The 25,259-nt window shown below is 64.2% G+C and carries 20 protein-coding genes; 13 read left to right on the top strand and 7 right to left on the bottom strand.

Features of this window, described 5'->3' with window-relative positions:
- Window positions 1-17 precede the first annotated feature (17 nt).
- The 5 genes from Mal64_RS01280 to Mal64_RS01300 all read left to right on the top strand — a co-directional run bounded on the left by Mal64_RS01280 (window position 18) and on the right by Mal64_RS01300 (window position 3,260).
- Entirely contained in the window at window positions 18-539 is a 522-nt protein-coding gene (locus Mal64_RS01280) for a DUF4240 domain-containing protein (protein WP_146395928.1), read from the top strand.
- A 102-nt stretch (window positions 540-641) separates the two neighbouring features.
- The gene (locus Mal64_RS01285; protein ID WP_146395930.1) at window positions 642-1,049 is read left to right on the top strand and encodes a hypothetical protein; all 408 of its coding nucleotides are present in this window, start codon (window positions 642-644) and stop codon (window positions 1,047-1,049) included.
- Window positions 1,050-1,188: 139 nt separating this feature from the next.
- The gene (locus tag Mal64_RS01290) at window positions 1,189-1,755 is read left to right on the top strand and encodes a hypothetical protein (protein WP_146395932.1); all 567 of its coding nucleotides are present in this window, start codon (window positions 1,189-1,191) and stop codon (window positions 1,753-1,755) included.
- A 536-nt stretch (window positions 1,756-2,291) separates the two neighbouring features.
- A complete protein-coding gene (locus Mal64_RS01295; protein WP_146395934.1) occupies window positions 2,292-2,699 on the top strand; it encodes a hypothetical protein in 408 nt (135 codons plus the stop codon).
- A gap of 126 nt (window positions 2,700-2,825) precedes the next feature.
- Window positions 2,826-3,260, top strand: coding sequence for a hypothetical protein (locus tag Mal64_RS01300; protein WP_146395936.1), 435 nt, complete (start codon window positions 2,826-2,828; stop codon window positions 3,258-3,260).
- Window positions 3,261-4,105: 845 nt separating this feature from the next.
- Here the strand turns inward: Mal64_RS01300 and Mal64_RS01305 are convergent.
- The 3 genes from Mal64_RS01305 to Mal64_RS01315 are packed head-to-tail and all read right to left on the bottom strand — an operon-like array spanning window position 4,106 to window position 9,287.
- Window positions 4,106-6,331: an HlyD family efflux transporter periplasmic adaptor subunit gene (locus tag Mal64_RS01305; RefSeq protein WP_146395938.1), complete on the bottom strand. Its 2,226-nt coding sequence runs from the start codon at window positions 6,329-6,331 to the stop codon at window positions 4,106-4,108.
- Window positions 6,328-7,245: an efflux RND transporter periplasmic adaptor subunit gene (locus tag Mal64_RS01310; protein WP_197525328.1), complete on the bottom strand. Its 918-nt coding sequence runs from the start codon at window positions 7,243-7,245 to the stop codon at window positions 6,328-6,330. Before Mal64_RS01310 ends, Mal64_RS01305 begins: the two co-directional genes overlap by 4 nt.
- Before the next feature lie 23 nt (window positions 7,246-7,268).
- Window positions 7,269-9,287, bottom strand: coding sequence for an efflux RND transporter periplasmic adaptor subunit (locus Mal64_RS01315; protein ID WP_146395943.1), 2,019 nt, complete (start codon window positions 9,285-9,287; stop codon window positions 7,269-7,271).
- 236 nt (window positions 9,288-9,523) lie between these two features.
- On the opposite strand from Mal64_RS01315, the gene Mal64_RS01320 reads away from it, so the two are divergent.
- The 8 genes from Mal64_RS01320 to Mal64_RS01355 all read left to right on the top strand — a co-directional run bounded on the left by Mal64_RS01320 (window position 9,524) and on the right by Mal64_RS01355 (window position 18,823).
- A complete protein-coding gene (locus Mal64_RS01320; RefSeq protein WP_146395945.1) occupies window positions 9,524-11,734 on the top strand; it encodes a TolC family protein in 2,211 nt (736 codons plus the stop codon).
- A 45-nt stretch (window positions 11,735-11,779) separates the two neighbouring features.
- The gene (locus tag Mal64_RS01325) at window positions 11,780-13,246 is read left to right on the top strand and encodes a HAMP domain-containing sensor histidine kinase (protein WP_146395947.1); all 1,467 of its coding nucleotides are present in this window, start codon (window positions 11,780-11,782) and stop codon (window positions 13,244-13,246) included.
- A 258-nt stretch (window positions 13,247-13,504) separates the two neighbouring features.
- Window positions 13,505-14,446 (top strand): PstS family phosphate ABC transporter substrate-binding protein, encoded by a 942-nt coding sequence (locus Mal64_RS01330; protein ID WP_146395949.1) that lies wholly within the window; start codon window positions 13,505-13,507, stop codon window positions 14,444-14,446.
- A gap of 46 nt (window positions 14,447-14,492) precedes the next feature.
- Window positions 14,493-15,443 carry a phosphate ABC transporter permease subunit PstC gene (gene pstC / locus Mal64_RS01335; protein ID WP_231993547.1) on the top strand — a complete coding sequence of 317 codons (951 nt, stop codon included), beginning with the start codon at window positions 14,493-14,495 and terminating at the stop codon, window positions 15,441-15,443.
- The gene (pstA, locus tag Mal64_RS01340) at window positions 15,440-16,378 is read left to right on the top strand and encodes a phosphate ABC transporter permease PstA (protein ID WP_197525329.1); all 939 of its coding nucleotides are present in this window, start codon (window positions 15,440-15,442) and stop codon (window positions 16,376-16,378) included. The genes pstC and pstA overlap by 4 nt, the downstream gene beginning before the upstream one ends.
- A gap of 102 nt (window positions 16,379-16,480) precedes the next feature.
- Window positions 16,481-17,329 carry a phosphate ABC transporter ATP-binding protein PstB gene (gene pstB / locus Mal64_RS01345; protein ID WP_146395951.1) on the top strand — a complete coding sequence of 283 codons (849 nt, stop codon included), beginning with the start codon at window positions 16,481-16,483 and terminating at the stop codon, window positions 17,327-17,329.
- 65 nt (window positions 17,330-17,394) lie between these two features.
- Entirely contained in the window at window positions 17,395-18,069 is a 675-nt protein-coding gene (phoU, locus tag Mal64_RS01350) for a phosphate signaling complex protein PhoU (protein WP_146395953.1), read from the top strand.
- 55 nt (window positions 18,070-18,124) lie between these two features.
- Window positions 18,125-18,823 (top strand): response regulator, encoded by a 699-nt coding sequence (locus tag Mal64_RS01355; protein WP_146395955.1) that lies wholly within the window; start codon window positions 18,125-18,127, stop codon window positions 18,821-18,823.
- 31 nt (window positions 18,824-18,854) lie between these two features.
- On the opposite strand, the gene Mal64_RS01360 is transcribed toward Mal64_RS01355, so the two are convergent.
- From Mal64_RS01360 to Mal64_RS01375, 4 genes are all read right to left on the bottom strand, one after another.
- Complete coding sequence (locus Mal64_RS01360) at window positions 18,855-19,685, bottom strand: prohibitin family protein (RefSeq protein WP_197525330.1); 831 nt, start codon at window positions 19,683-19,685, stop codon at window positions 18,855-18,857.
- Window positions 19,686-20,169: 484 nt separating this feature from the next.
- The gene (locus Mal64_RS01365) at window positions 20,170-21,417 is read right to left on the bottom strand and encodes an HD domain-containing phosphohydrolase (protein ID WP_231993548.1); all 1,248 of its coding nucleotides are present in this window, start codon (window positions 21,415-21,417) and stop codon (window positions 20,170-20,172) included.
- Between the two features lie 40 nt (window positions 21,418-21,457).
- Entirely contained in the window at window positions 21,458-24,400 is a 2,943-nt protein-coding gene (locus Mal64_RS01370) for a PAS domain-containing hybrid sensor histidine kinase/response regulator (RefSeq protein WP_146395960.1), read from the bottom strand.
- A 5-nt stretch (window positions 24,401-24,405) separates the two neighbouring features.
- On the bottom strand, window positions 24,406-25,080 hold the full coding sequence (locus Mal64_RS01375) for a hypothetical protein (RefSeq protein ID WP_146395961.1): 675 nt from the start codon (window positions 25,078-25,080) through the stop codon (window positions 24,406-24,408).
- Window positions 25,081-25,259 lie beyond the last annotated feature (179 nt).

The raw sequence follows: 25,259 nt of genomic DNA on the forward strand, positions 1-25,259 counted from the left end.
TTAGCTGGAACACACGAATGACCGAATCGGAATTCTGGCAAGTCGTATCTCTCTTCGACTGGGACAAGACTGGCGACGACGAAGCAGTTCTGGAGCCCGCGTGCGTGGCACTGTCGGAAAAAGGCCCCGACAGCATCACCCAATTTGAGGACATACTGGCAGCGAAGCTTCACGCAATAGATACACGTCGCCACTGCAAAGCCTGTTATGCTGGTGAACTCGACCCAGACAATGGTGACGATTACATATCTGCAGACGACTTCCTCTATCAGCGGTGCGTCGTTGTCGCAAACGGGCGAGATTTCTACAACGACGTACTTGACAACCCCAGTGAGTTTCCGCAGGGCATGGAGTTTGAAGCCCTTTTGTCGCTCGGGCCGAATTCGTTCGAGCGTGCTGCAGGAAACGAATTCGATCATTGTACTGCAGTAAGCTACGAGAGCTTTCAGAATCACGAAGGCTGGGCAACAACGGCAGAAACGAAACCCGGCAAGTATACCGGTGATGGTATTCCGCCCGGAAATCGACGACCAACTTGATTCAATTCCAGCTAACAAAGCCGTGAACTGGAGCACTCATTCACGCGGCAACTGAAATCAAAGTCTTCAGTTCGCGCCCGGACACGGCAGACGTTAGGCCACATGCGTTATCTCGCCCTTTGCTTCACGGTCGTGCTCGTTGCTACAGGTTGCAGCGATTCACCCCAGCAACCGAAGACTTCGACCGCCGGGTGGCTCGATATCCACGCTGGCGACGAGCGACTTTACGGCCTTTACCTCACCTCAAGTACCGATTCGGAAATTCTTGACTCAAGCGGCGTTGTGCTCATGCCGTGGGATGACCGACCAGATATAAGCATCACCTTTGATGCGGGCGACACCGTCGTCACCATTGACGGAAGGGTTCATCGCTTCCCTGGTCGCCCGGTTTTGCGGTGGAGTCCCGCTGGAATCTCGGTTGTGAAAGACGATTTGCCTCTCGATATTTTCGAATCGCGGGCAGAAGTTGATCGGGTTGTGTCTGAGTCCCTGAACGATCGACAGCCGTAGTCTGGCCTAACCACCGGCTGCAGTTGACCGGCTGCGGCCGCGATATGATGGTGTTGCCGGTTTGGAGCCTGCTCTCCGCGGGCGGCCGGCAACTGAGCCTTTTACGTTAGAAGCCGGCGGAAAAGAGAGTGAGAAAATCATGCGACATATCCTGACAATTTGTGCGTTCGCCCTGATCGGTGTGGAGTGGGGCTGCCACGTCTCGGCACAAGACGACGTGGATCGTTGGAGACAGTCCACGTGGCAAATAGCCCTTGATCTCAACACGCCGAACCTTGTGCCCGCAGCAGTGCAATGGACTGTACTCGACAATGATCCGCTTGCCGATTTCAGCGACAGCGTAAGGACTTCGCAAAGCAACTATCACTCACGATTGTCGGGAGCGTCAGACGACACAAGGGAGAAGCTGATACGTTTGTCGGAGATGACGGTGAATTGGGACCTTGGTTTCCGGCAGGTAACTGGGGACAAAGTATACCTACTGACATCCGCACCGGGTGTCGCTCATACCTTTTCATCAAATTCCCCCGCCGGCAAGAAATGGATAGTAAGCAAGATCGTGCGCCTGAAAGGGGCCCCTGTATGCTGGTGCATTCCCGTCGCGGTAGAAACAGGAAAAGAAGTGCGCGTCACACTGGACGAAAAGAATATATTCGATTTGGCGGCTGCGTTCGATAACGCGATAGCTCAAATAGACGCCAAGTAGCGATTCTTACCATGCCGTGCCGGAGCGGCCGACGACGCGGGTTTTGAAATCATGGTCTTTTGGCGGCCGCCCGGTTACGGCTGTTGTTATGCCCAACGCATTTGAGATCGCGGAAAAGCTATGTGCGAGACCAATCGCGGATCGCCTCTACTTCTATGCCTTCTTCGCCCACGAATTGACCATTGACGTTCGGGCAGTGTGGTCTGACACTGAGCGTTCAAGCGAATCACAGGTCGCGGCGATGAAGCGATTCAACGAACTCCAACATCGCGTCCTCGGTAAGTTGCTTTCACTCCAGCGTGGGGACGAATCTTGGAGCGACCGTGACTTTGTTGATGGCATCCAAAAGGTTATTGCGGATTCTGACATACGGGGAGAGGTTGGTCGTGCTTTCAAGAGGGCCTGGCAACGGCTAGAAAGGGCCTAACCACCGGCTGCAGCTGACCGGCGACGCCCGCGAGTAGAATGTTGTTGTCGGTTTGGAGTCTGCTCTCCGCGGGCGGCCGGCAACTGAGCTCAAGCGTTAGGCGCCTTAGATGCGTGCGATCGGCCTAGCATCGCTCACCTACTTCGGGATCGTTTTCGCGGTGGGTTTCGTGCTTGGAACTGTAAGAACGCTTTGGCTTGTGCAGGCTCTCGGTGAGCGCAACGCAGAATTACTTGAGGCCCCTGTGATGATAGCGGTGTCCTTTGCCGCGGCTGGGTTTGTCTTGGAGCGCTTCTCCATTGATACAATTCAGAGTGCAGCAACTACCGGCGTTGTAGCTCTCATGTTGCTACTAGCAGTTGAGTTCAGCGTTGTCCTGGGCATTCGAGGATTAACTGTGCAGGAGTATTTCGAGTCTAGAGACCCGATAGCGGGAGGCGTTTATGCGTTATCTTTACTTTTGTTTGCTGGATTCCCGTTAGTTCGAAGGGCATCTATATCAGGGCGCGGCGCCTAACATGCGGTTGAAGTCGTTCGCTACGCTCACTCAGACGAAGCACCTGCGATCAAAATATGGATCACATTTTGATCCTCGGCGTCTTCGCCGCTTAACCGGGTGTTCGCTGACTGAAAGGATCAATCCGTGGGTGCCGCGTATTTCATCGTACTTAACTCTGACGATCCTGGATTCGACACGACCGTCGACGGCAAGGCTCTGTCCCGTCATTCGGCACGAATCAACGCCATTGCGACCAAGCTGGGATTCAAATCACTCGATGAACATTGCAGCCAATCTCCCGAAGACGCGCGGGCGATGATGGCCGGGTTGATGGAACTGGAAGACGGGGACGATCTGCCGCCCGATTCGGAAGAGACTTTAGCGAACATGCCGCCTGAAGAATGGTACGACGCCGATCACGGAATTGACTATGCGAAGCAAATCGCGGATTACATTCGACAGAACCCGGAATCCGTGAAGGATGTGGATGCCGTCCTTTACGATTTGGATTCGATGCTAACCGTACTGGCACAAGCCAAAGAAAGAGAACTGAAGTGGCACTTGCAGGTCGACTTCTGATCGAATGGAACGTCCTGCGAAGGCAGCGAACAATCGGATGCACGACGAGTCGCCGAGTCGTGGTTTTTGAAGTGGAGGATCGCTCGCGGCGACCGCGTGATCCGTAACGTTAGGTCGCCATGGAGCGCGTCTATTGCTGGCGATGCCGACGATCGGTCACTGCTTACCATGAGGAAGAGTATGCATGTATCGAGCGACTCTACTACGACGGCATAAAAGCTGTAAAAGCCTACCGCGAGCAGCATGGCTGCACACTTGCGGATACTCCGATCGCAGAACTTCACAGCCCACTCTACGAATTCCATAGAGATCTCACCGGTGAAACAGAGATACATCACGACGAGATCGTTAAGCACCGTTTGAAGGAGTTTGGGCCACCATGCACGAAATGCGGCAAGAATCTACGTACACCTGTTGCATCCAAATGTTTTGAATGTGGACACATGGCGGGCGACCTAACCACCGGCTGCAGTTGACCGGCGACGCCCGCGATATGATGTAGTTGTCGGTTTGGAGCCTACTCTGCGCGGGCGGCCGGCAACTGAGCCTTTTATGTGAGCTGCAGCGGTCTCTCTTTGATGGGGATATCTCATGCAGTTCGGGCAACTCTTGAGCTGCAGCGGTTGGACCATCCTCGGGCTCGGCGGCGGCTCGCGATGACGCTGAGGTCGAAACGACCGACGAGGATTTCGGAGTGATCGAATCGGCCTCGGCTTCATCGTTCGAAGCTGATTTTGGGCTTGTACTACCGTCCCGTTTTCCTTCGTTGCACCGGCTCTCTGGGACTTTGATTACCAGAACGAGTTGGCAGAACGCCGTAAAGCCGAATAACCTCACTAGGTCTCTTAATAGGCCGACCAGAAGAGCCGGCTGAGCGTGTCGAGCAGCCGCTCGCCGAGCGGCGTGGCGCCGGCGTCGATCTTCACGCGACCCAGGGCGCCGATCGGCAACTCGGCCGGCGGCTCGTCGAACTCGATGAGCGCCAAGCAAATCGCCTCTTCGCTGAGCGTGGCGCGAGAGCGAGCGAACCACAATCCCTGAGCGGGATTTTCCCGGTCGGTGTGCGCTGTGCGCCGCGAAACCTCGACGAGCTTGCCCGTGACCACCTTGGGGCCCAGGGCGCCGATCGCTAAACGAACCGGCTGGCCAGGGCGGATGAGGTCGGATTGCGACTCGTCGACAAACGCCTCGACGACCAAGTCGCTCGGCTCGCCCACCTGGCAGACCACGGTTCCCTCCTCGAGCCAAGCGCCAGCCAGCGGGGCGCGGTTCGCCGCGTCGAGCGGGCTCCCTCGCCAAGTCGAAAGCTCCCGATCGTCGGCTTCCGCTCCCGACGCCTCGCTCGGGGACGCGAGGTTCTGCGGCGCTGTGACGACGCCGTCGCGCGGGGCTCGCAGGGTGAGCCTTTCGGATTCGGCCTCGAGGTCGGTCAGCCGTTTGCTCAAGGCCTCAAGCGTCGCGCGAGCTGCTGGCAAGCGAGTCCCCGACTGGGGGTCTTCGGCGCGCAAGACACCGAGGTGCTCGACCACGAGCCGCTGCTCGGCGACTTCGCCGCGGAGGCGGGCGATCGCGTGCTCGGTGTCGGGATTGGCGAGCCGCGCGACAACGTCCCCCTGGGAGACCCAGTCACCCGGCGCGGCGGCGTGCACCAAGCGACCCGCCATGGTGACGGCCACGGCCGTCGCCCCGCGGGGCGCCACCACGGCCGCGGCGGTCACCCGGTGAGGCAGGGGCGTGTTGAGCGCCGCGGCGGCGATCACGATCGCCGCCAAGCTCGCCAACACCGCCCGCCCGCCGCGCAACCGCCGCCGCGCGATCGGGTTGCCGGCAAAGCCGACCGCTTGGCGTATCGGGCCGGCGATCATGGCCGACGCCATCAAGATCGCGAGCCCCCAGGCTATCGCCTGCAACCTCAGCGGCGCTAACGAGGCGAACAGCAGCATCACGATGGTCGCCATCACGACCGTGAGATAAACACGAGAAACAACCCCGTAAGCGGCCATCCAAGTCGGCTCGGCGGGCGATGGGGGGCCGGTCGGAGGGCGGAAGAACCAGCGGCCCACGACAGCTGCGCTCGCCTTTCGCGAGCGTTCCCAAAGATTGGGCGTCCGCGTGAGGTCCGAGAGCAGGTAGTAACCGTCGTAACGCATCAGTGGGTTCGCGTTCACGACCAGCGTGCCCAGAGCGCCTACCACGATGGTGTTCACGGCCAACAGTCGCACGAGTCCCGGCTCGCTGTAACGCCAAACCAGCACCGCGATCGAGGCCAGGGCGATCTCGACCAGCACCCCCGCGGCGCTGACGAGCATCCGCCCCGCGCGGCTCGGCAACCGCCAGGCGTCTGAGACGTCGCAGTAGAGACACGGCGTGAAGGCGAGCAGCATGACGCCGAGTTCGTGGACGGCGCCGCCGCCGCGTTTGCAACCGACGGCGTGACCAAGCTCGTGCAAGGTTTTCATCGCGGCCACGGTCGCCAGCAACAGCAGCCACACGCCCGGCTGAGAGAGCGAATCGAGACGCGGCAGGTCGGCCAGGAAGCGGTCGAAGTTCGTGAACAAGATCGACGCGGCGATTGCCGCCAGCACAGCGATCGTGACGAGGCCCGCGAATGAGAAGATCCCTCCCAACCAAGGCGCAACGCCCTGCAAGAAACGGTCGGGGTCGACGCCGCGCGTGCGCATGGCGAGCAACCGGGTCCAGCCCCAGCGGCGCGAGTTCGCACGGCGTTTCTCCTCCATACGCCACAAGGCGTCGGCCTGGCCGGGCAGTTCCGACACCACCAGCCCCGCCTCGGTGAGCCGAGACAGATAAGCCTGAAGCTCCGCCTCGCTCACCCGCCGCGGCGCAAAACGCCGCTCGAACAGCCGCCGCAACTGGCGGAGCGTCACGCCCTCTTTGTCGAGTCCGACTAGGAGCGCGTGCTCTTCTTCGCTCAGCTCGAAATGGGCGAGTGTGACCGGATCGGTCACGACGCAACGACCGGAAACGGCGCCGGGGCTCGTGGTGAGCACATCGCGACGCGGCGTAAGGCGGAGCGGTCGATCGGCCGCCGAGGCGAACGAGGCGTTCATCGCGGCGCCTCGCGGTGTTCGCCGGCGTCGCGCGGCTGCCTGTCGCCGCGGCCCTGGGACTCCCCAATGCTGATCGTCATCTCGCCACGCGCGCCGGGCCGCAGTCGCCCGTGGCGGTTGTCGACTTCGGCCCACACGCGCACCTGCGCGTTGATCGGATCGACCTCGGGACTCACAAAGGCGAGGCGGCCCTCGACGACGGTCGGCGGCCCGGCGCCCGTCAATTCGAGCCGTACCACGTCGCCGGGATGGACTGCTGTGGCCCGGGATGCTTCGACGAACCCCTCGGCTTTGAGCGTGCTCGTGTCGACCAGCCGGAAGGCGCGTTGCCCCGGCTCGACCCATTCACCGAGGCGAACGAAAGACTCCACCACCACGCCGCCGAACGGCGCGGTGATCTGGCGGCGCTCGACCTCGAGCTTGGCGACTGACAGCTCGTGCTCGCGGAGTTTGAGCTCCAGCAACGCCTCTTTGTGATTCTCCTCGGCCTGCTCGTGCTCGAGCTCGGCCTGTTCGACTTTGAGCCGCTCGACGTCGATCTGCGACTGCGAGATGCTTTTAGCAAACCGCTCGATCGACTCGCGCGAGCGGGCGAGTTCGGCGGCGGCGGTCTCGCCCGCCTTGGCGGAGAAACGGAGTTGCACGTCGTTGCGGGCCGCCTGCTCGGCGATCGCCCGCCGCGCCTCAGCGGCTAGCAGAGCGAGCCGCGCTTCGGCGTCGTCGATGCGCGCCAATGCCTGGCCGCGGCGGACCGTGTCGCCCTCGCGAACGAGCACCGCTTCGAGGGCGCCGCTGGCGCGCGAAGGCGCCTCGGCCTCGGTGATCAACCGCAGCACCACCCCTTCGACTACGACAGGCTCGCCGCCCCAGGCTAGGCCAGAGCTTGTTAGTGCCAGCCCGAGCGAGAGCAACATCGTTCTAGTAAAGATTGAACGCATCAGAATCGCCACCATGTCACGAGGGCGTCGACAAGGTCTCCCAACCACACGCGACCGAGAGGTTTCTGGCCGCAATGCACACGGGCGAGCACCGTCTCGCCTGGCCGCAGGGTGCGGCGCCCCTCGGCCTCGGAGAGCAGCGGCGAGTCGGGCTCGACCGTCACAAGCACCGACGGGCGGGCGCCATCGCCTACAGGCGCGGTTGCACTGGCCGCGATCTCGACGACCCGACCGGTGAGCTCTTTGTCGCCCAGCGTCGACAAGCGGAATTCAACCGCCAGCGGTTCCGCCGACTCACGCTCGGCCGCCAGCAACCGGCCGATGCGGTCGTCTGGCGCCGCCAACTCCAGACGCCAGGGGGCGTCGTCGGCGACGACGGAGACGAGCAGCTGGCCCCGCTCGACCGGTCGCGCGTCGATCTTCTGTTCGATCCGCCAACTGATCACGCGCCCGGCGATCGGGCTGCGCACGGTGAGCGCCTGGCGGTCGCGTTCGTACAACGCCAGCTCTTCACGCAAGCTCTCGAGCCGTTGGCCGAGCTCGCGGGCCTCGGCCGAGAGTCGCAGAGAGTCGGTCGGCTCGCCCCGCCTCGAATCGAGGCTCGCCCGCGCGGCGGCGATCGCGTCGAGCTGCCGCTCGGCCGTGAGCAATTCGCCCGTGAGCCGGCTCAGCTGAAGATCGTTCTGCGGATCACGGAGCACGACGAGCGGCTGCCCCTCGGCGACCCGGTCGCCGTGCGCGACCTGCACGCGATCGACCAGACCGCTCGCCGGGGCGAACAAATCGCTCCGCACCGCGGGCCGCAACTCGCCGCGAGCAACCACGACGTCGTCGGCTTGAATCAACAAGAGCGCCGCCGCCAACGCGGCCGTGACGACCGCCGCCAGCAGAACCCGCAGCCACCCGCCGGGACGTTTTAAAGCACGCAACGCCTTGGAGAATCCTAAAAGCGGCAGCGAATCGTATTCGATCGCCGCGCTAAGCGCCGGAGCGCACACGGCGGCCGACTCGAGCAACATGGGCTTGTCGAGCGGCTCGCCGTCGAATCGCTCGCCAATCAGCACGCCGAGAACGGGAGCAAGTTCCTCGCCAGGCTCCGGCGCCAGGCGGATCGGCACGGCGAGCACCTGCCGGGCGTGCGAGCCGTCGGCGTGTTCGTGGAGCAGGTCCGTGGCGATCTCGGCTTCCGCGCCGCCCCGCTCGGTGTGATCTTGGTCGAGCCACAGCGGCTCGCCGTCGTGCCGGCAGAGACGCGCCAACCTTTCGAGCCGTCGAGCGGCTTGGCCACGCCGTTCGACGCGCGAGGCGCCGCTCACGGCCAGCAACTCGCAACGCGTCAGCCGCCCGGCGCCGGCGGTGCGCACCAGGCTCACCCGGTCGCAATGGCCGAGGCGCCGGCTGCCCTCGACGATTCGCATCGCCGTGGGCGTCAGTCGCGTGTCGCGGCCCGTGTCGCTCGCAAAACGGAGCAACGCGGCGAGATCGTGCTGCGAAGATCCCACGCCGGTCGCTTTATGGCGAGCAGCGGCGATCGCCGCCGCCTCGGCCAAGAACTCCGCAGCGCAATCGAGTCGCTCGGCGGGCGTGTCGGGGGCAAACAGCAACTCGATGAGCGCCGCCGTGCCGCCCGCCGCGGATCCCCCACCAGACGGCACGCGCGCGATCACGCACGACGAGCCCACATAAGTCGCCTCGCGATGCACCACCGCCCGCGAGAGGTCCGCCTCGCGGAGTTCGCGTTGTTCATCCTCGGCGCCAACGCCCAGCGCCAGCAGCGGCCGCAGACGGCCCGGTTCCTCGACAAGCCACACCGCCCCGCCAGCCGCGGCGAGACGATCGCTGCTCGCCCGGAGCAATTGTTCGTAGAAGGCTTCGGCCCCGCCCGCCCCCGCAGCCAGCAACGCCAGCTCTTCAAGCGTTTCGCCGAGCACGCTCCAGACCGCCTCGCCGTCGCGATCGCATGGCCGATCGGACTGCTCGCTAGCGGCGGTGTCGGCGTTGGAAGAGGTGGGGGCCATACACGCCAGTTTATCAACGCCTCGCAAATCCCCCCCTCCCCGGGCGCGCCGAGCCGGCGGATTCTTTGCCGACTCGGCGAGCCGTAGCGATCCGGCCGATTACACCGCTTTTACTGGTTCGATCGCCTGCCGGCGCCGATGGCTACAACAAGAAACGGTGCGCTGCATCCGCCAAGGGATGGGCGACGCCATCACCCAGGGCAGCTGCTAGCACAACCCACGGGGACCGTCGTCCGGTGAAATTCCTGCGGAATAGTCGACCGAAGGCAAACACGCTGCGGGCCTTGCTCGCCGTGGCGGTCGTTGTCGCCCCAGCCGCGGGCTGCCGCTCGGGCGCGTCGAGCAAGTTCAAGGCTTGCTCGTCGGTCGTGGACCAGGACTGCTACACGCAGGCCGCCAGCGAGATCGAGTACCCGGCGGTGAGCCTTTGCACGCTCGAGGCGTGCAACGACCCGCTTGTCTCGGCCGCTCCTCACATGCTCAGCGACCCGACCCCCGCCGACTATCGCGAGTTGGTGCTCGAGGACGCGGTGCGCATCGGGCTGCAGCACTCGGCCGTGTTGCACGATCTGGGCGGAACGGTGCTCCGCGCCCCGGACGCCACGCGCACGCGCTGGGACCCGTCGATCCGCGAAACCGATCCGGCCACCGGCATCGAAGCGGCCCTCAGCGCGTTCGACGCCGAGTTCACCACCAGCGTGTTCAACGAGAAGAACGACCGGGCGATCAACAACCAGTTCTTCGGCGGCGGCACCCGCATCCTGCTGCAGGACACGAGCGTCACGCAGATGCAACTGCGCAAACGCGGCGTGACCGGCACGGAGATGACGCTCCGCAACCTGATCGAGTTCGACTCGAACAACGCGCCGGGCAACTTCTTCCAGAGCGCCTGGACCACCAAAGTCGAAGGCGAGGTGCGCCACCCGTTCCTGCAAGGCGGCGGCGTGCAGTACAACCGCATCGCCGGCCCATCGACGACGCCAGGCGTTTACAACGGCGTGCTGATCGCGCGGGCGAACACCGACGTGCAATTGGCGGAGTTCGAGATCGCCGTCCGCAACCTGGTGAGCAACCTCGAGAACGCCTACTGGGATCTCTACTTCGCCTACCGCGACCTCGACGCCAAGATCGCGGCCCGCGACGCGTCGCTGGAGACATGGCGGCGGGTGCAAGCTCTCTACCAAGCGGGTCGCCGCGGCGGCGAGGCGGAGAAAGAAGCCCAGGCTCGCGAGCAGTACTACCGCTTCCAGGAAGAAGTCCAGAACGCACTGAGCGGCAAGCTCGTCGATGGCACCCGCACCGGCAACGGCAGCCAAGGCGGCACGTTCCGAGCCACCGGCGGCGTGTACGCGGCCGAGCGGCAGCTGCGGCGGCTGATGGGACTGCCCACGAGCGACGGACAATTGCTACGGCCCTCGACCGAACCGGTTGTTTCGCAGGTCGTGTTCGACTGGGAACACGTGGCCAGCGAGGCGGTCGAGCGTCGGGCCGAGTTGCGCCGCCAGCGGTGGCGGATCCGCCGCCGGGAGCTGGAGTACGTCGCCAGCAAGAACCACCTGCTGCCGCGTCTCGACGCGGTCGGCCGCTACCGCTTCCGCGGATTCGGCGATGACTTCGCTCACTCGGGGGGCAACAACGGCCGGTTCGACAACTCGCTCGAGGACCTCACGACCGGCGATTTCCAGGAGTGGCAGGTCGGCGTCGAGCTCAGCGTGCCGATCGGCTTCCGCCAGGCCCACGCCGGCGTGCGCAACGCCGAACTCCACCTGGCCCGCGAGCGGGCGATTCTGTGCGACCAGCAGTCCGAAGTGGTCCACGAGGTCGCCGGCGCCGTGGCCGAGGTCGATCGTGCTTACCTGGTGTCGCAAACCAGCTACAACCGCCTGATCGCGAGCCGCGAGCAGCTCGACGCCGTTTCGGCGGCCTTCGAGTCGGACAAGGCGCCCCTCGACCTGCTGCTCGAAGCGCAGCGCAAGGTGGCCGAGGCCGAGTCGCGGTTCTTCCGCAGCACGGTGGAGCACGCCCTGGCGGTCAAGAACGTTCACTTCGTGAAGGGGACCTTGCTGGAGTACGATGGCGTGGCGCTCGCCGAGGGCCCCTGGCCCAGCAAAGCGTACCACGACGCGGCGGACCTCGAGTCGCGACGCGCCCGGCCGCGCAAGCTGAGTTACATTGCTGACCGCCCTGAGAAAGTCGCGCAGGCGCCCTTCGATCAGATCCGCGCCAGCAGGCCCACACCGCTGCCGTCACCGGTAGACGTCCCGACCTTGGTGCCCGCCCCACCGGCCAATTGGCCCGCGCCGCTGAGCGATGGCGCCCGTGCTCTGCCGCCAACCGATATCCTTCGGCCGGTCGAACTCAAGCCAGTGGGCTACAGCGAGCCCTTGAAACGAGACCCCGCATCGGCGCCGAAGCTGTTGGCTCCGCTCGCAACAGGCTCGCGTTGAGTTTTGCCGTCTCGACAAGCGGGCGATGGCGAGGATGATAGGGGCATGCTCGCTAGCCGATTGTATTGGAACCTCTTTTTCGCGCTCGCTTGCGTGTTTCTCGCTGCGGCGGTGTTCTGGCACTTCGTGACGCTCGACATCAGCGAACTCTCTGCCGTGGCGTCGTCCGAAGCTGCGACAGCAGCAGGGGCCGAGGCCTCCGGCGGTCTCGGCGCTGACCGGCCCGGCTCCAAGCGGTCTCAGCCCAGCGGGGTGCAGATCTTCGCCTGCGTTGTGCTGGCTGGGCTGGTGCTGATGTGCATCGCCTACGGCGTCGCTCGCCCGATCCTGAGGTCGATCCGCAAGCTTGACGCCGCGGTCAAGGAGATGGAGGCCGGGCGGTTCAAGCAGCGTGTGTTCACGCCCCACAACGACGAGATCGGCTCGCTCGCCGCGTCGCTCACCCAAATGGGCGCCGGGGTCGACGCCCTCGTGACCGAACTGCGCGAGAGCGACCGCCGCCAAGCGACCGTGCTCGGCGGCATGATCGAGGGGGTCCTCGCGATCGACAACCAGCAGCACCTGCTGCTGGTGAACAACGCCGCCGGGCGGCAGTTCGGCTTCCACCCCCTCGAAGCCGAGGGACGGCCGCTGCTGGAGATGGTCCGCAGCCACCCGCTGCATCAGGCCGTGGCCGTGGGGCTCGATACACGCCAGCCGCAGCGGCTCGAGATCGACTGGGAGGGCCGCGCCCTGTCGGTGCAGGTCACCCCGTTGGTCGGCTCGGCGAGCGACGGCGCGGTGATCGTGCTGCACGACACGACCGATCTACGCAGGCTCGAATCGCTCAGACGCGACTTCGTGGCCAACGTTTCCCACGAACTCAAGACGCCGCTCAGCTCGATCAAGGCTTACGCCGAAACGCTACTCGGCGGCGCCGTCAACGACCCGGAGACCAGCACCAAGTTCCTCGGCCGCATCGAGGAACAGGCCGACCGGCTCGACCTGCTGATCCAAGACATGCTGCGGCTGGCGCGGATCGAATCGGCGCAGCAGCCGTTCGAGATCGAGCCCGTGGCGATCGACCAAGCGGTGGCGGCCTGCATCGAAGACTTGCGTCCCAAGGCCGAGCAGAAACAAATCACCCTCACGGCCTTGCCCGATCACCCGCAGTTGCGTGTGAAGGCTGACACCGAGGGGATGCGGCTGATCCTAGAGAACTTGGTGGACAACGCGATCAAATACACGCCCGAGGGGGGCGAGGTGCGCGTGCTGTGGGGCGCTTCCACGGTGAACCCCAAGATGACCCAGATCAACGTGACCGACACCGGCCCAGGCATCCCCGAGGCGGCCCAGGCCCGCGTGTTCGAACGCTTCTACCGAGTCGATAAGGCCCGATCGCGTGAGCTCGGGGGCACCGGGCTGGGGCTGTCGATCGTGAAGCACTTGGTCCAATCTTTCGGCGGAACGGTGGCGGTGAGCTCCCCGCCCGGTGAGGGATCGACCTTCACAGTGACTCTGCCGACGGCGTAAGGCTTGCGGCGGGATAGCCGAGTCACGAGGTGGTTTTTATCGCCTGCGGCAATCCGGTGAACCGGTAAAAACAGCCATTTTGGTCGTTTTCGGGCCAATAGCCCCTCGTCCTTCACGCCGTCTTCACAGTTCCTTCACATAGGCGCCTTAGACTTCGCGGCTCAGAACCTCCCCCCTGACCTTCGAACTCTTAGCCCACCCCCAAGGTCGCGTCCTTACGCTGGACGTTGCTGCGGACAAGGAAGGACCTTCCCTACGATGCTGACGAATCTCTTCCGTCGCCCCTCCGCCCCGTTTGTCGCCACGCTGCTGGCGCCGCTGACGATCGCTCTGGCCGGCTGCGGAGCGCCCCCGCAGGGGATCAAGATTGATGGTTCGAGCACGGTGTACCCGATCAGTGAAGCGGTGGCTGAGAAATACAGCAACGAGAACCCGGGGGCTCGCGTCACGGTTGGCTTCTCGGGCACGGGCGGCGGCATGAAGAAATTCATCGCCGGAGAGATCGACATTTGCGACGCCTCGCGAGGCATGAAGCAGTCGGAAGCCGACGCCTGCGCGCAGGCGAGCGTGGGGTTCATCGAGCTCACCGTGGCGTTCGACGGCTTGGCCGTGATCACCAACCCTGAGAACGACTGGTGCGACTGCCTCACGGTCGAGCAGCTCGCCTCGATCTGGCGCCCCGACTCGCCGGTGAACAAGTGGAACGAGCTCGACCCGGCGTGGCCGGACGAGGAGATCAAACTCTACGGTCCCGGCACGGATTCGGGCACGTTCGATTACTTCACCGAAGTGATCGTCGGCGAGTCCAAGTCGAGCCGCCCCGACTACACGGCCAGCGAAGACGACAACGTGTTGGTGACCGGCATTTCCGAAGACAAGTACGCCCTGGGCTACTTTGGCTTCGCCTACTACATCGAGAACAAAGAGAAGCTCAAGCTGCTGTCCGTGGACGACGGCGACGGGAACTGCGTGAAGCCGACGATCGAAACCGTGATGGCAAACACCTACAAACCGCTCTCGCGTCCGCTCTTCGTTTACGTGCGGAACTCGACCCTCGCTCGCCCCGAGGGCAAGAAGTTCGTGCAGTACTACCTCGACAACGCCGCCGACATGGCGACCGTGGTTGGCTACGTGCCGGTCTCGGAGGACATCGTCGCCCAGAACCTCGAGAGCTTCAACGGCGCTACTTCCGGCGAGTGAACAGCCGGAGTTCCGTGACCTTGGCCAACGCCTTAACGAGATCGACTTGACCAATTCCTCCCTGCCCAACGCCGACACCGCCGCGCTGGCCGACGACGACTGGCTCACCTCGGCCTCGAATCGCCACGGCTACGAGCGGGCGATCCACGCCTTCCTGCTGGCGTGCGCCGCGGTTTCGGTGTTCACCACGATCGGCATTGTCGTCGTGCTGCTGGCCGAGTCGCTGCAGTTCTTCCGCGAGGTCTCGATTTTCGAGTTCATGTTCGGGACACGCTGGACGCCGCTCTTCAGCGAGAAGCACTTCGGCATTTTGCCGCTGCTGTGCGGGTCGTTCCTGGTCACGGCCGGCGCGATCCTGATCGCGGGCCCGATCGGACTGGGCACGGCGATCTACCTCAGCGAGTACGCCAACCCGGTGGTCCGCGAGACCGTTAAACCGATCCTCGAGGTGCTCGCCGGCATCCCTTCGGTGGTTTACGGCGTGATGGCCGTAACGACGGTCTCGCCGGTGATCCGCTGGCTGTTTCAATCGGACAGCATCTTCAACGCCCTCAGCGCGAGTGTGGTGGTGGGGTTCATGGTCTTGCCGATGATCGTTTCGCTGAGCGAAGACGTGCTGCGGGCTGTGCCTCGCGACCTGCGCCTGGCGGCCTACGCCCTGGGCGCGACCAAGTTGCAAGTGACGCTCGGCGTGGTCACTCCCGCCGCTTTGTCGGGCATCATGGCGTCGTTCCTGCTAGCCATTTCGCGTGCGGTGGGCGAGACGATGGCGGTCACCCTGGCCGCCGGAGCCACGGCGCAGTTGACCCTCAACCCGCTCGAGAGCGTGCAGACCATGACCGCCTACATCGTGCAGGTGAGCGCCGGCGACACGCCGGCCGGCTCGCTCGAATACCGCACGATCTTCGCCGTCGGCCTCACGCTGTTCGTCAGCACGATGCTGCTCAACATCCTCGCTCAGTGGATCCTCGACCGCATGCGGGAGGAATACGAATGAGCGAAAAGAAACCTATCGCACACCTGACTCAAGGCGCCCCCATGGGCGTGGTCCCTCCGGACGGAGAGAACGAGCCGGGCATCGACACCCGTCGCCGCTATCTGGCGTCCGACGCCTTCGGCGTTCTCTGTTTCCTGGCGATGACCACTTGCCTGCTTGCCCTGGTGGGGCTGCTCGCCATGGTGATCATCAACGGCTTGCCCTGGGTCAGCTGGAAACTGCTGAGCAGCTTCCCCTCACGGACCCCCGAGAACGCCGGCATCCTCTCGGCGCTCGTCGGCAGCGTTTGGCTGATCTCGCTGACGGTGCTGATCTCCGTGCCGATCGGCATCGGATCGGCGCTGTACCTTGAAGAGTACTCCAAGCCATCGCGGTGGCGTCGGCTCGTACAACTGAACATCGCCAACCTGGCGGGCGTGCCCTCGATCGTCTACGGCATCTTGGGGCTGGGTCTGTTCGTGCGTGCGATGTCTTTGCAGCGTAGCGTGCTCGCCGGCGCGCTCACTCTCACTCTGGTGGTGTTGCCTATCGTTATCCTCTCTGCCCAGGAAGCGTTGCGGGCCGTGCCGAAGTCGATTCGGCTGGGCTCTTACGCATTGGGCGCGACCCGTTGGCAAACGACCTGGCACCAAGTGCTGCCGGCGGCGTTGCCCGGCATGATGACCGGAGTCATCCTCGCGATGGCCCGGGCGCTTGGCGAGGCGGCGCCGCTCTTGGCCGTGGGCGCGGTGGCTTACATCGCGTACGTGCCGCGCACCCTCAGCGACGAGTTCACCGCGCTGCCTTTGCAGATCTACAACTGGGCGTCGCGGCCGCAAGCCGAGTTCCACGGCCTCGCCTCGGCGGCGATCATCGTGCTGCTCGCCGTGCTGATCCTGCTGAATGCCGGGGCGGTTTTCGTCCGTTCACGCTACGGCAAACGGGTGAAATGGTGACCGCCCTCAGAAGCAACGCAACCAACCGAGACCGGCCCCCCACCGGCTGAACCACGGGAACTATCCATGATGACCGCCTCGGCCCAACACCACACTGCCGCCATGCCTCCAGACGCGAAAGCGACCGATTCCTTGGTCCGTGCTCCCAAGCTCGATCAGAACCGATCGGTACGCACGGCCCAAGAGCTGAAGGACGCGCGGTCCAAGATCACGGTCAGCAACCTCGACTTCTTCTACGGCGATCACCAGGCGCTGTTCGACATCAACCTGTCGGTGCCCGAACGCTGTGTCACGGCGTTCATCGGCCCCTCGGGCTGCGGCAAGAGCACCTTCCTGAGGTGCCTGAACCGCATGAACGACATGATCGAGGGGACGCGGGTCGACGGCCACATCGAGCTGGGGGGCCACAACCTGCACGGCCCCAAGGTTGATGTCGTCGAGCTCCGCAAGCGGGTGGGCATGGTGTTCCAGAAGTCGAACCCGTTCCCGAAGACGATCCTCGAGAACGTGACCTACGGGCCCAAGGTGGCGGGCCTCAAAGACCGGGCCAAGCTCAAAGAGATCGCCGAGCGCTGCCTGCAGCAGGCCGCCTTGTGGGACGAAGTGAAAGACCGGCTGAACGACTCGGCGTTCGCCCTGTCGGGCGGGCAGCAGCAGCGGCTCTGCATCGCCCGCGCGTTGGCCACGAGCCCGGACGTGCTGCTGATGGACGAGCCCGCCTCGGCGCTCGACCCGGCGTCGACTTCGCGTATCGAGGACCTGATCTTCGAGCTCAAGGACCGCTACACGATCGTCATCGTCACGCACAACATGCAGCAGGCGGCGCGGGTGTCGGATCAGACCGCTTTCTTCTTCCAGGGCGAGCTGATCGAAGCGGGGGCGACGAACGACCTGTTCACCACCCCCGAAAAGAAGCAGACCGAGGACTACATCACGGGGCGTTTCGGCTAACCTTAGCCGTTTACGCCGCCGCCTATCGGCGCCGGATTTTCCTCAGTGGCACCACGGACCTCACGATGAGTATTCATCTAGAACGCGACCTCGAGTCGCTCAAGCACGACATCCTCGAGCAATCCGCCCTCGTTGAGGAAATGATTCGCATCGCCTGCCGCGGCATGGTGGAGCGCCGGTTCGGCGTGTACGACGAGTTGCTCAGCCGCGAGCCGACGATCAACGAACGCGAGGTCGAGATCGAGGAGGAGTGCCTCAAGATCCTCGCCCTGCACCAACCCGTGGCGGTCGACCTGCGTCGCGTGGCCACGGTGATGAAAGTCAACACCGACCTGGAGCGGATCGGCGATCTTGCCGTGAACATCAGCGAGCGGACCGAGTCGCTCTCGGCGGCCCCCTCGCTCGAACTGCCCGACTGTGTTGAGGCGATGTCGGAGAGCGCGATCGAGATGGTGCGCGACGCGCTCGACGCGTTCGTCGAGCTCGACCCCAACGCGGCCCGCCAGGTCTGCCTGCGCGACGACGAAGTGGACGCCTACAACCGCACCGTCATCGAGGCCGTTTACTCGGTCATCCAAGACGAACCCGAGCTGGCTCAGCCGGTGCTGCATTTATTCTCGGCGTCTCGGAACATCGAACGCATCGCCGACCACGCCACCAACATCGCCGAAGACGTGATCTACCTCGTCGACGGCGAGATCACCCGGCACCAACGTCGGGGGCAAGAACACCATGGTTGACCTCCAAACGCCGGAGCGAAACTCTCGCCCGGCTAAGTCCGACGGCAAGAATCCGATGGCCACGCATAGAATCCTGATTATTGAAGACGACCGCTCGCTGGCGGACGTGCTGGATTACAACCTCACCCAGGACGGTTACGAAACTTCAGTCGCCTCGGACGGCCAAGACGGCCTCACGCAGGCCAAGCTCCACGGGCCCGACCTCGTGCTGCTCGACCTGATGCTGCCGGTGATTGACGGCCTAGAAATCTGCCGCCGGCTGCGAGCCGACCCGGTCACGCGCGGCAGCCTGGTGCTGATGCTCACCGCCAAGGCCGAAGAGACCGACCAGGTGGCCGGGTTCTCCGTAGGAGCGGACGACTACGTCACCAAGCCGTTCAGCGTGAAGGTCTTGCTGGAGCGCGTGCGGGCCTTGCTGCGTCGCAAGCGTGGCGCCCGCGACGACGGCGACACGCTCGTCAGCCAGGGCATCATGCTCGACCGTGAGCGGCACCGGGTCACCGCCGGCGACTCGGTGCTCGATCTCACGCCGAGCGAGTTCGGCCTGCTCGAGGCTCTGATCCGCCAGCCGGGCCGTGTGTTCAGCCGCTCGGAGCTGATCGACGCCGCCCTGGGGGGCGACGCCCTCGTGCTCGAGCGCACGATCGACGTCCACGTGCGGGCGCTGCGTAAGAAGATGGCCGGGCACGCCCATCTCGTCGAGACCGTCCGCGGCCTTGGCTACCGGTTCCGTGACCCGGTCGGCGCCGCCTGAGCCGTCACCGGCGACGCTCAACGCCCGCGTCTCACCTGGGGGCGCCGGCGGAAGGCATCGAGAGGAACGGCATGGGCGATTCGCCGCCGCCGGTGTAGACCGGCAGCACGCCGTCCCACTTCTCGATCGCCCGCAGCTGCAAGAGTTCGGCGCTGATCGTCTCGCGGAGCATCTGCTGCGCCTCGGCCTCGGCCCGCGCCCGGGCCAACTCGGCCTGGGCGATGCCCTCGGCCTTGGTCTGATCCTGCTTGGCCTCGATACGAATCCGCTCCAATTCGTTCGAAGCCCGCAGGGCCGCCTGCTGGGCCACCTGCTTCTGCTCGATCGCGTCGTTGAACTCCTTCGAGAAGTTGAAGTCGATGATCGACAGGTCGGTCGGGATGATGCTTTTGGAACTCAACCGCGCGATGAGATCTTCTTCCATCTCCTGAGCCACCTCGGCCCGTTTGGTGATCAGCTCCTCGGCGGTGTACTTGGCGCTGGTGGCCTTGATTGATTCCTGCAAGGCGGGCTGCACGATGGTGATCGGGTAGTCGAGCCCCAACTCCTTGAAGATCTTGCCCGCCTGCCCGGAGTCGATGCGGTAGTTGAGCGCAATCTTCGAGGTGACGATCTGCAGGTCCTTGCTGCTAGCCGTGGCGGCCTCTTCGACTTTCTTGACCCGCGTGTTGACGGGGATGACGTCGGTCATGACGGGCACTTTGAAATGCAGCCCCGGCTGCAATGACTCGTCTTGTACGTCTCCGAAATGCGAGACCACCCCCACCGTGCCCGGCTCGACGACGGCCACGCCGTTCGTGGCGATCAAGGCGGCGATGAAGAGCACGACCAAAGCGATAACGGCGGCGGGATTGATTTGCATCGGGAGTATGATCCTGGGGATAGAAGCTAAGTAGTGCGGGCCGAGGAAGAAGGTTCTTCGTCCGAGAAGCCACGGTATTGGGCCCATCGGTGCGACGGCGAATCAGGCTGAATGGCCACTCCGCTGGCGCCCTATTTCTGACGGTTTTTTTGACTCTATTTCCTTGCAGCCCTCCACGCTGACGGTTATAAATCGCTCGTGCGAGGCGGACTCTTCGGATTATGCAGCTGGCTCCGGATGCAGCTAGCGTCCAATGCCGCGGCAGACGCATCAAAGAACGCCGGCGTCTCTCCTCGGCACTCGGACGAACTCACGCACCTTGACCACATCGCGGCGTGCCGCTGTTTCAGCACGCTGCATCCAGCAGATTCGACAACTTGGCTACACACCACAAAGCGGGTCGCGTCTTTCGAGGCGCGGCCCGCTTTCTGATTCTAGTGGGCCAGCATGTTCGGCAGTAGTGGCTAGCGTCTGCTCAGCGTGCCTAGTTCTCGTCGGCGTACTCGAGTTGCACCGCAACGATCTCGTCGCGACGCGAGAAGAAGGCGTCGATCACCCGCGGGTCGAAATGGGTTCCACTCTCCTCGCGGAGGATGGCGAAACACCTCTCGAGCGGGAACGCCTCCTTGTAGCAGCGTCGGCTGCTCAGCGCGTCGAACACGTCGGCCACGGCGGTGATGCGGCCCTCCATCGGGATGTCTTCGCCCGCCAGGCCCACCGGGTAACCGCTGCCGTCCCACCACTCGTGGTGGGTCAGCGCGATGCGGCGGGCCATGGCCAGCAACGGCGAGGTGGCGCCGCTGAGGATCTTGGCGCCGATCGAAGAGTGCTCGCGCATCATGCCCTCCTCCTCGATCGTGCATTGTTGCAGAATGCGTTTTCCGAAGTTGCAGTGCTTCTTCATGAACGCGAACTCTTCTTCGGTCAGCTTGCCCGGCTTGAGCAGCACGTCGTCGCCGATGCCGATCTTGCCGACATCGTGGAGCTGGGCGGCCTGCTCCAGCTGGTCGGCGTCGTGCGGGTTCATGCCGAGGGCCTCGCCGATCAACCGGGCGTAGCGGCCCACGCGCAGCACGTGGAACCCGGTGTCGTTGTCGCGGTACTCGGAGGCGCGGGCCAGGCAATGGGCCACCTCGCGTTGGGCGTGTTGCAGCTCGGCGGTGCGCGAAGCGACGGCCTCCTCGAGGTTGCGGCTGTAAGAGGCGAGCCGGTCTTGGTAAGCCTTCGACCGCAGCACGTTCTTGATGCGCGGCGCGAGCTCGGTCGGGTCGATCGGTTTGTTGAGGAAGTCGGCCGCGCCCGCTTCGAGCGCTTGCTTGCGTGTCTCTCGGTCGCTGACCGCCGTGAGGATGATCACCGGAGTCTCGCGCAGCTTGTCGGCGCGGCCGAGGCGATCGAGGATCTCCAAACCGCTCACGCCGGGCATCATCAGGTCGAGCAGCAAGAGATCGGGCTTTTCATGCTCGACCATCTTCTCCGCGTTCTCGGCCTGGTTGGTCGTGACGAAGTTGACGTAGCCCTCCAGCTCGAGCAACCGCCGGACCACCTTCACGTTGACCGGCTCGTCGTCGACGATCATCAACCGCGATCCGAGCAGCGACTCTTCCGAGGGCTGGCATTGGGCGTCCGAGACCGGCATTCCCGGGGACGGCTCCACCGCCTCTTCGATCGTAGGCGTGGGGGGCAGCGGGACCGCGCAGGTGTCGGCGGCGGAGGGTGTCATGGTGCTCATAATCAGTACTTATCTATTCGGGTGAACGCGTCACCTGAAATCAAATGGAAGCGGTCACCCGTTCCGTAATCGAATTCAGCTCTGCAATCAAAGTATCGACGCCCTCGGCTTTCTTCTCGGCAGCCAGCTGCTCGAGACGCGAAGCCGTATCGGTGAACGCCTCGTAACCGGCCGTGCCGCCGGCGCCCTTGAGGGCGTGGGCCTGGTCGCGCAGCTGGTCGTACTCGCCCCCCGACGCCGCGACCTGCATCGCGCCGAGCCTCTCCGGCAACCCCTTCACGAAATCGACAACGATCTCGCGGATCTCCGGGTCGTCGAGCGGCAGCGAGCACTCGACCTTGGTCGTGCGGGGGCGGGTCTCGGTGGCCTCGGCCGGGGCGGCCGTGTCCATGAGCGAGGAATGGATCATGCCGATCAGTTTGTCGCTGTTGACCGGCTTCGAAAGGTAGTCCGAGCAGCCGGCTTCCTGGCAGCGTTCGCGGTCGCCCTTCATCGCGTGGGCGGTCAAGGCGATGATCGGGCCCTCGAAGCCGCGTTCGCGGAGCTTGCGGCTGGCGGTGTAGCCGTCCATCACCGGCATCTGCATGTCCATCAGCACGACGTCCGCGGGGTTCTCGTCGAAACGCCGTAGGGCGATCTCGCCGTTCTCGGCCATCACGACCTCCGCCCCGCGGCGGCGGAGCAGCAACGCGATCAGCTTGCGGTTGGTGTCGCCGTCGTCGACCAGCAACACGCGGACGTTGCCCAGATCGGCGTCGGCCCGCTCGCCAACGAGCACGTCGCCGCGCGACTGGGCCTCGGGGTTGTCGGTCATCTCGACACCGGTCAAGTCGCCGGCGTCCAAGGCGATGGTGAACTCGCTTCCCTCGCCCACTTGGCTGGCGACCGTCAGGTCGCCGCCCAGGGCGCGGGTGATGTTGCGGCTGATCGCGAGCCCCAGCCCCGTCCCGCCGAACTGGCGTGTGACGCTGCTGTCGGCCTGCACAAAGGGATCGAAGATCTGCGTGAGTTTGTCGTCCGCGATGCCGACGCCGCTGTCGAGCACCGTGATCTTGAGCACGCCGCCCTGCCCCACGTGGTGCAGCTTCGCGACGATCTTCACGCCGCCGCGGTCGGTGAACTTGATGGCGTTGCCAACCACGTTGAGCAGCAACTGCTTGAGACGGTGCGGGTCGGACTGGACGAAGTCGGGGGCCCCGCCTTCCCAGCTGTAGTCGAGGTCGATGCCTTTTTCCTGCGCCCGCACGCGGAGAGCAGAGACGACCTCGGCCACGACCTGGTGCGGCGCGAACGCCACGCGTTCGACCTGGAGTTGGCCGGCCTCGATCTTCGAGAGATCCAGCACGTCGTTGATCAGCGTGAGCAGGTGCCGGCCGCTGCTGGCGATGGTGCGCAGGTGGTCGCTGCGGTCCGCATCGCGGCCGTCGTCGTCACGCAACAAGATGTCGGTGAAGCCCAGGATCGCGTTGAGCGGCGTGCGGATCTCGTGACTCATGTTGGCGAGGAACTGGCTCTTCGTCCGGTTGGCGAGCTCCGCCTGATCCCTCGCCTTGAGGATCTCCTCTTCTTGCTGTCGGCGTTCGGTGATGTCGGACTGGGTGGCGATAAAGTGCGTCAACTCGCCGCTCTCGTCGAACACGGGGTCGATCTCGAGCGAGATCCAGTACGCCTCGCCGCTCTTGGAGTAGTTGACGATCTCTTCGCTGACGGTCTGACGCAGCTTCAGCCGCTCGGAGATCCGCTTGGCGGTGTCGGGGTCGGTGTCGGGGCCATGAAGCAACTCGCCCGGTTTGCGGCCGACGATGTCCCTGAGGCTGTACTCGGTCATCTCGGTGAACGCGCGATTGACCCACTCGGTCTGGCCGTTGCTGTTGGCGATGATCACCGAGTTGCGTGTTTTGTCGGCCACCAGCGAGAGCTTGCGGATCACCTCGTTCGAGGCCCGCAGACGCTCGGCCGCGAGACGCGACTGGTGGATGTCTTGGGCCACCGCGATGACGTGGTCGGGCTCGCCGTCGTCGTTCAAGCAGAGCGAGACGGTGAGCTTGACCCACACCTCTTCGCCCGTCTTGCGGAGGTAGCGTTTCTCGTACTCGGCCTTGTCGATCTTGCGCGCGAGGAGGTTGTCGATTTTGTGGAGGTTCCTGTCCAGGTCTTCGGGGTGTGTGAAGTCCTGGAAGTGCATCCCGATCGCTTCTTCGGGGTCGTAGCCGATGATCTCGCAGTAGCGGTCGTTGACCCGCAGGATGCGGCCATCGGGATCGGTGTGGCACATGCCGACGGCGGCTTGGTCGAAACTGGCGCGGAACCGGCGCTCGCTGCGCAGCACCTCGCCGGCCGCCAGTTCGAGCTCCACGCCGTTCTCGGCCAGCTGACGCATCTCGCGGACGCTTTGCGAGATCGTGATCCACAGCACGACCACCTCGAACAACACCCAGCCCGCGTGCTCGAGCCAGCGGTACTCGCCGGGGATCATCGTGCCGAAGATCGACTGCGGCCACAGCACGCCACGTATGTAGTGGTCGGCGGCGACAATCAAGACCGGCGGCAGCAGCACACGCCAGTCACGGTACGCCGCCAAGAAAGCCAGCGAGCCGAAGATATGGAAGTGCGCCTCGATCCGGCCCCCCAACAGATGGATCAGCAAGCTGGAGAACAGCACCTGAGCACAACCGATCACGATGCGAGTCGACAGCCGCCCGGGGCGCCACACCGCCAGCGCCGTCGGCACACAAGCCAGCAGCCCACCGACGATCGCCGCGAACTCGACGTGCGGGTGCACGTCGCTCTTGGCGCCGATCCAGGTGTAGGGCGTGTACCAACCGGCTAGCAGCAGAGACGCGATCCACTGCAACTGCAGCAGCACCGCGAACATGCGGTCGGTGCGGGTATGGATCTCTTGCGAGTGCGTAGCAAACCGGCGCTCGACCGCTTCGCGCGCCGTGTCGTTGTGCTCGCCAGTGAGTTTGAATTCAGCGCTCATCGGTATTACTGCCCGTTCACCTTACGCGGCGGTTGCTCGATCATTGCGGTTTGCCTGTAACCTCCCTCACGTTCTTCGGCTTCCGGAGCGAGGCAAAGGCGGCAGCCGAACACCGGCGCCGTGTGCGACACCGGATATCTTGCGTCGTGTGCGATCGCCTTGCCGAGCCATTTGGCGCCGATGTTGTCGCCTTCGTGCCCCCGGGAGAGGGTTACCCCGCCGCCGAAAAGACGCGTTCCCTCAGGCGAAAAAAGCAGCACGGCTCCGCTGGTGGAAACGCCGAAGCGGCTCGCTTCGACACCACCGACGTCTTCAAACACTTCGGCGCCAGGCAACGCGAGCAAATCGCGTCGTGTCGGCGTGTTGCGCCAAGCCTCGTCGGAGGGTGAGATCTCGCGTGGAATCGTCGCAATGACACGCACCGCCGGGGGGGAGTCGCTGCCTGCGAGCACCTTACGCAACTCAGCGACCGAGGCGCGGGTGCAGGGGCATTTGGGGTGGACGAAGAACAGCAGCGTTTGCCGGCTCGCGTCGAGGGCGATCGCGCTGTGGGGGCGCCACGCTTTCGCGTACGCGTCCGCAGCCTCTGCGGCGTAACCGTAGGCGAGCATCACCTGGTACTGCCACCCGAGCGCGACGGCCCAGAGCGTGAGGATGGTTGGTATGAGAATAAATCGCATCGGATCAGTGTGGCGGAACGGTAGCTTGGGCTCGCGCAACCTTAGCGCAAGACTTCCCTCTAAAATCTGGTGCGTAAATGTACGTCGCTAAAAGCGTTGAGCTGGGCAGAGAGCCCGAACTTGCTGACAACCGTCTCTCGGGCGCCGGCTGCAACGCTGAGACCGATTCTGCGGGCGCA

Source organism: Pseudobythopirellula maris, from assembly GCF_007859945.1.
Taxonomy (GTDB): Bacteria; Planctomycetota; Planctomycetia; order Pirellulales; family Lacipirellulaceae; genus Pseudobythopirellula; species Pseudobythopirellula maris.

Excerpts from the sequence above, each read along its gene's own strand:
- Mal64_RS01375 (WP_146395961.1), bottom strand. The coding sequence starts at position 25,080 with ATGCGATTTATTCTCATACCAACCATCCTCACGCTCTGGGCCGTCGCG.
- pstA (WP_197525329.1), top strand. The coding sequence starts at position 15,440 with ATGAGCGAAAAGAAACCTATCGCACACCTGACTCAAGGCGCCCCCATG.
- phoU (WP_146395953.1), top strand. The coding sequence starts at position 17,395 with ATGAGTATTCATCTAGAACGCGACCTCGAGTCGCTCAAGCACGACATC.
- Mal64_RS01365 (WP_231993548.1), bottom strand. The coding sequence starts at position 21,417 with ATGAGCACCATGACACCCTCCGCCGCCGACACCTGCGCGGTCCCGCTG.
- Mal64_RS01355 (WP_146395955.1), top strand. The coding sequence starts at position 18,125 with ATGGCCACGCATAGAATCCTGATTATTGAAGACGACCGCTCGCTGGCG.
- Mal64_RS01325 (WP_146395947.1), top strand. The coding sequence starts at position 11,780 with ATGCTCGCTAGCCGATTGTATTGGAACCTCTTTTTCGCGCTCGCTTGC.
- Mal64_RS01285 (WP_146395930.1), top strand. The coding sequence starts at position 642 with ATGCGTTATCTCGCCCTTTGCTTCACGGTCGTGCTCGTTGCTACAGGT.
- Mal64_RS01330 (WP_146395949.1), top strand. The coding sequence starts at position 13,505 with ATGCTGACGAATCTCTTCCGTCGCCCCTCCGCCCCGTTTGTCGCCACG.
- Mal64_RS01315 (WP_146395943.1), bottom strand. The coding sequence starts at position 9,287 with ATGGCCCCCACCTCTTCCAACGCCGACACCGCCGCTAGCGAGCAGTCC.
- pstB (WP_146395951.1), top strand. The coding sequence starts at position 16,481 with ATGCCTCCAGACGCGAAAGCGACCGATTCCTTGGTCCGTGCTCCCAAG.
- Mal64_RS01290 (WP_146395932.1), top strand. The coding sequence starts at position 1,189 with ATGCGACATATCCTGACAATTTGTGCGTTCGCCCTGATCGGTGTGGAG.
- Mal64_RS01360 (WP_197525330.1), bottom strand. The coding sequence starts at position 19,685 with ATGCAAATCAATCCCGCCGCCGTTATCGCTTTGGTCGTGCTCTTCATC.
- Mal64_RS01295 (WP_146395934.1), top strand. The coding sequence starts at position 2,292 with ATGCGTGCGATCGGCCTAGCATCGCTCACCTACTTCGGGATCGTTTTC.
- Mal64_RS01310 (WP_197525328.1), bottom strand. The coding sequence starts at position 7,245 with ATGTTGCTCTCGCTCGGGCTGGCACTAACAAGCTCTGGCCTAGCCTGG.
- Mal64_RS01370 (WP_146395960.1), bottom strand. The coding sequence starts at position 24,400 with ATGAGCGCTGAATTCAAACTCACTGGCGAGCACAACGACACGGCGCGC.
- Mal64_RS01305 (WP_146395938.1), bottom strand. The coding sequence starts at position 6,331 with ATGAACGCCTCGTTCGCCTCGGCGGCCGATCGACCGCTCCGCCTTACG.
- Mal64_RS01280 (WP_146395928.1), top strand. The coding sequence starts at position 18 with ATGACCGAATCGGAATTCTGGCAAGTCGTATCTCTCTTCGACTGGGAC.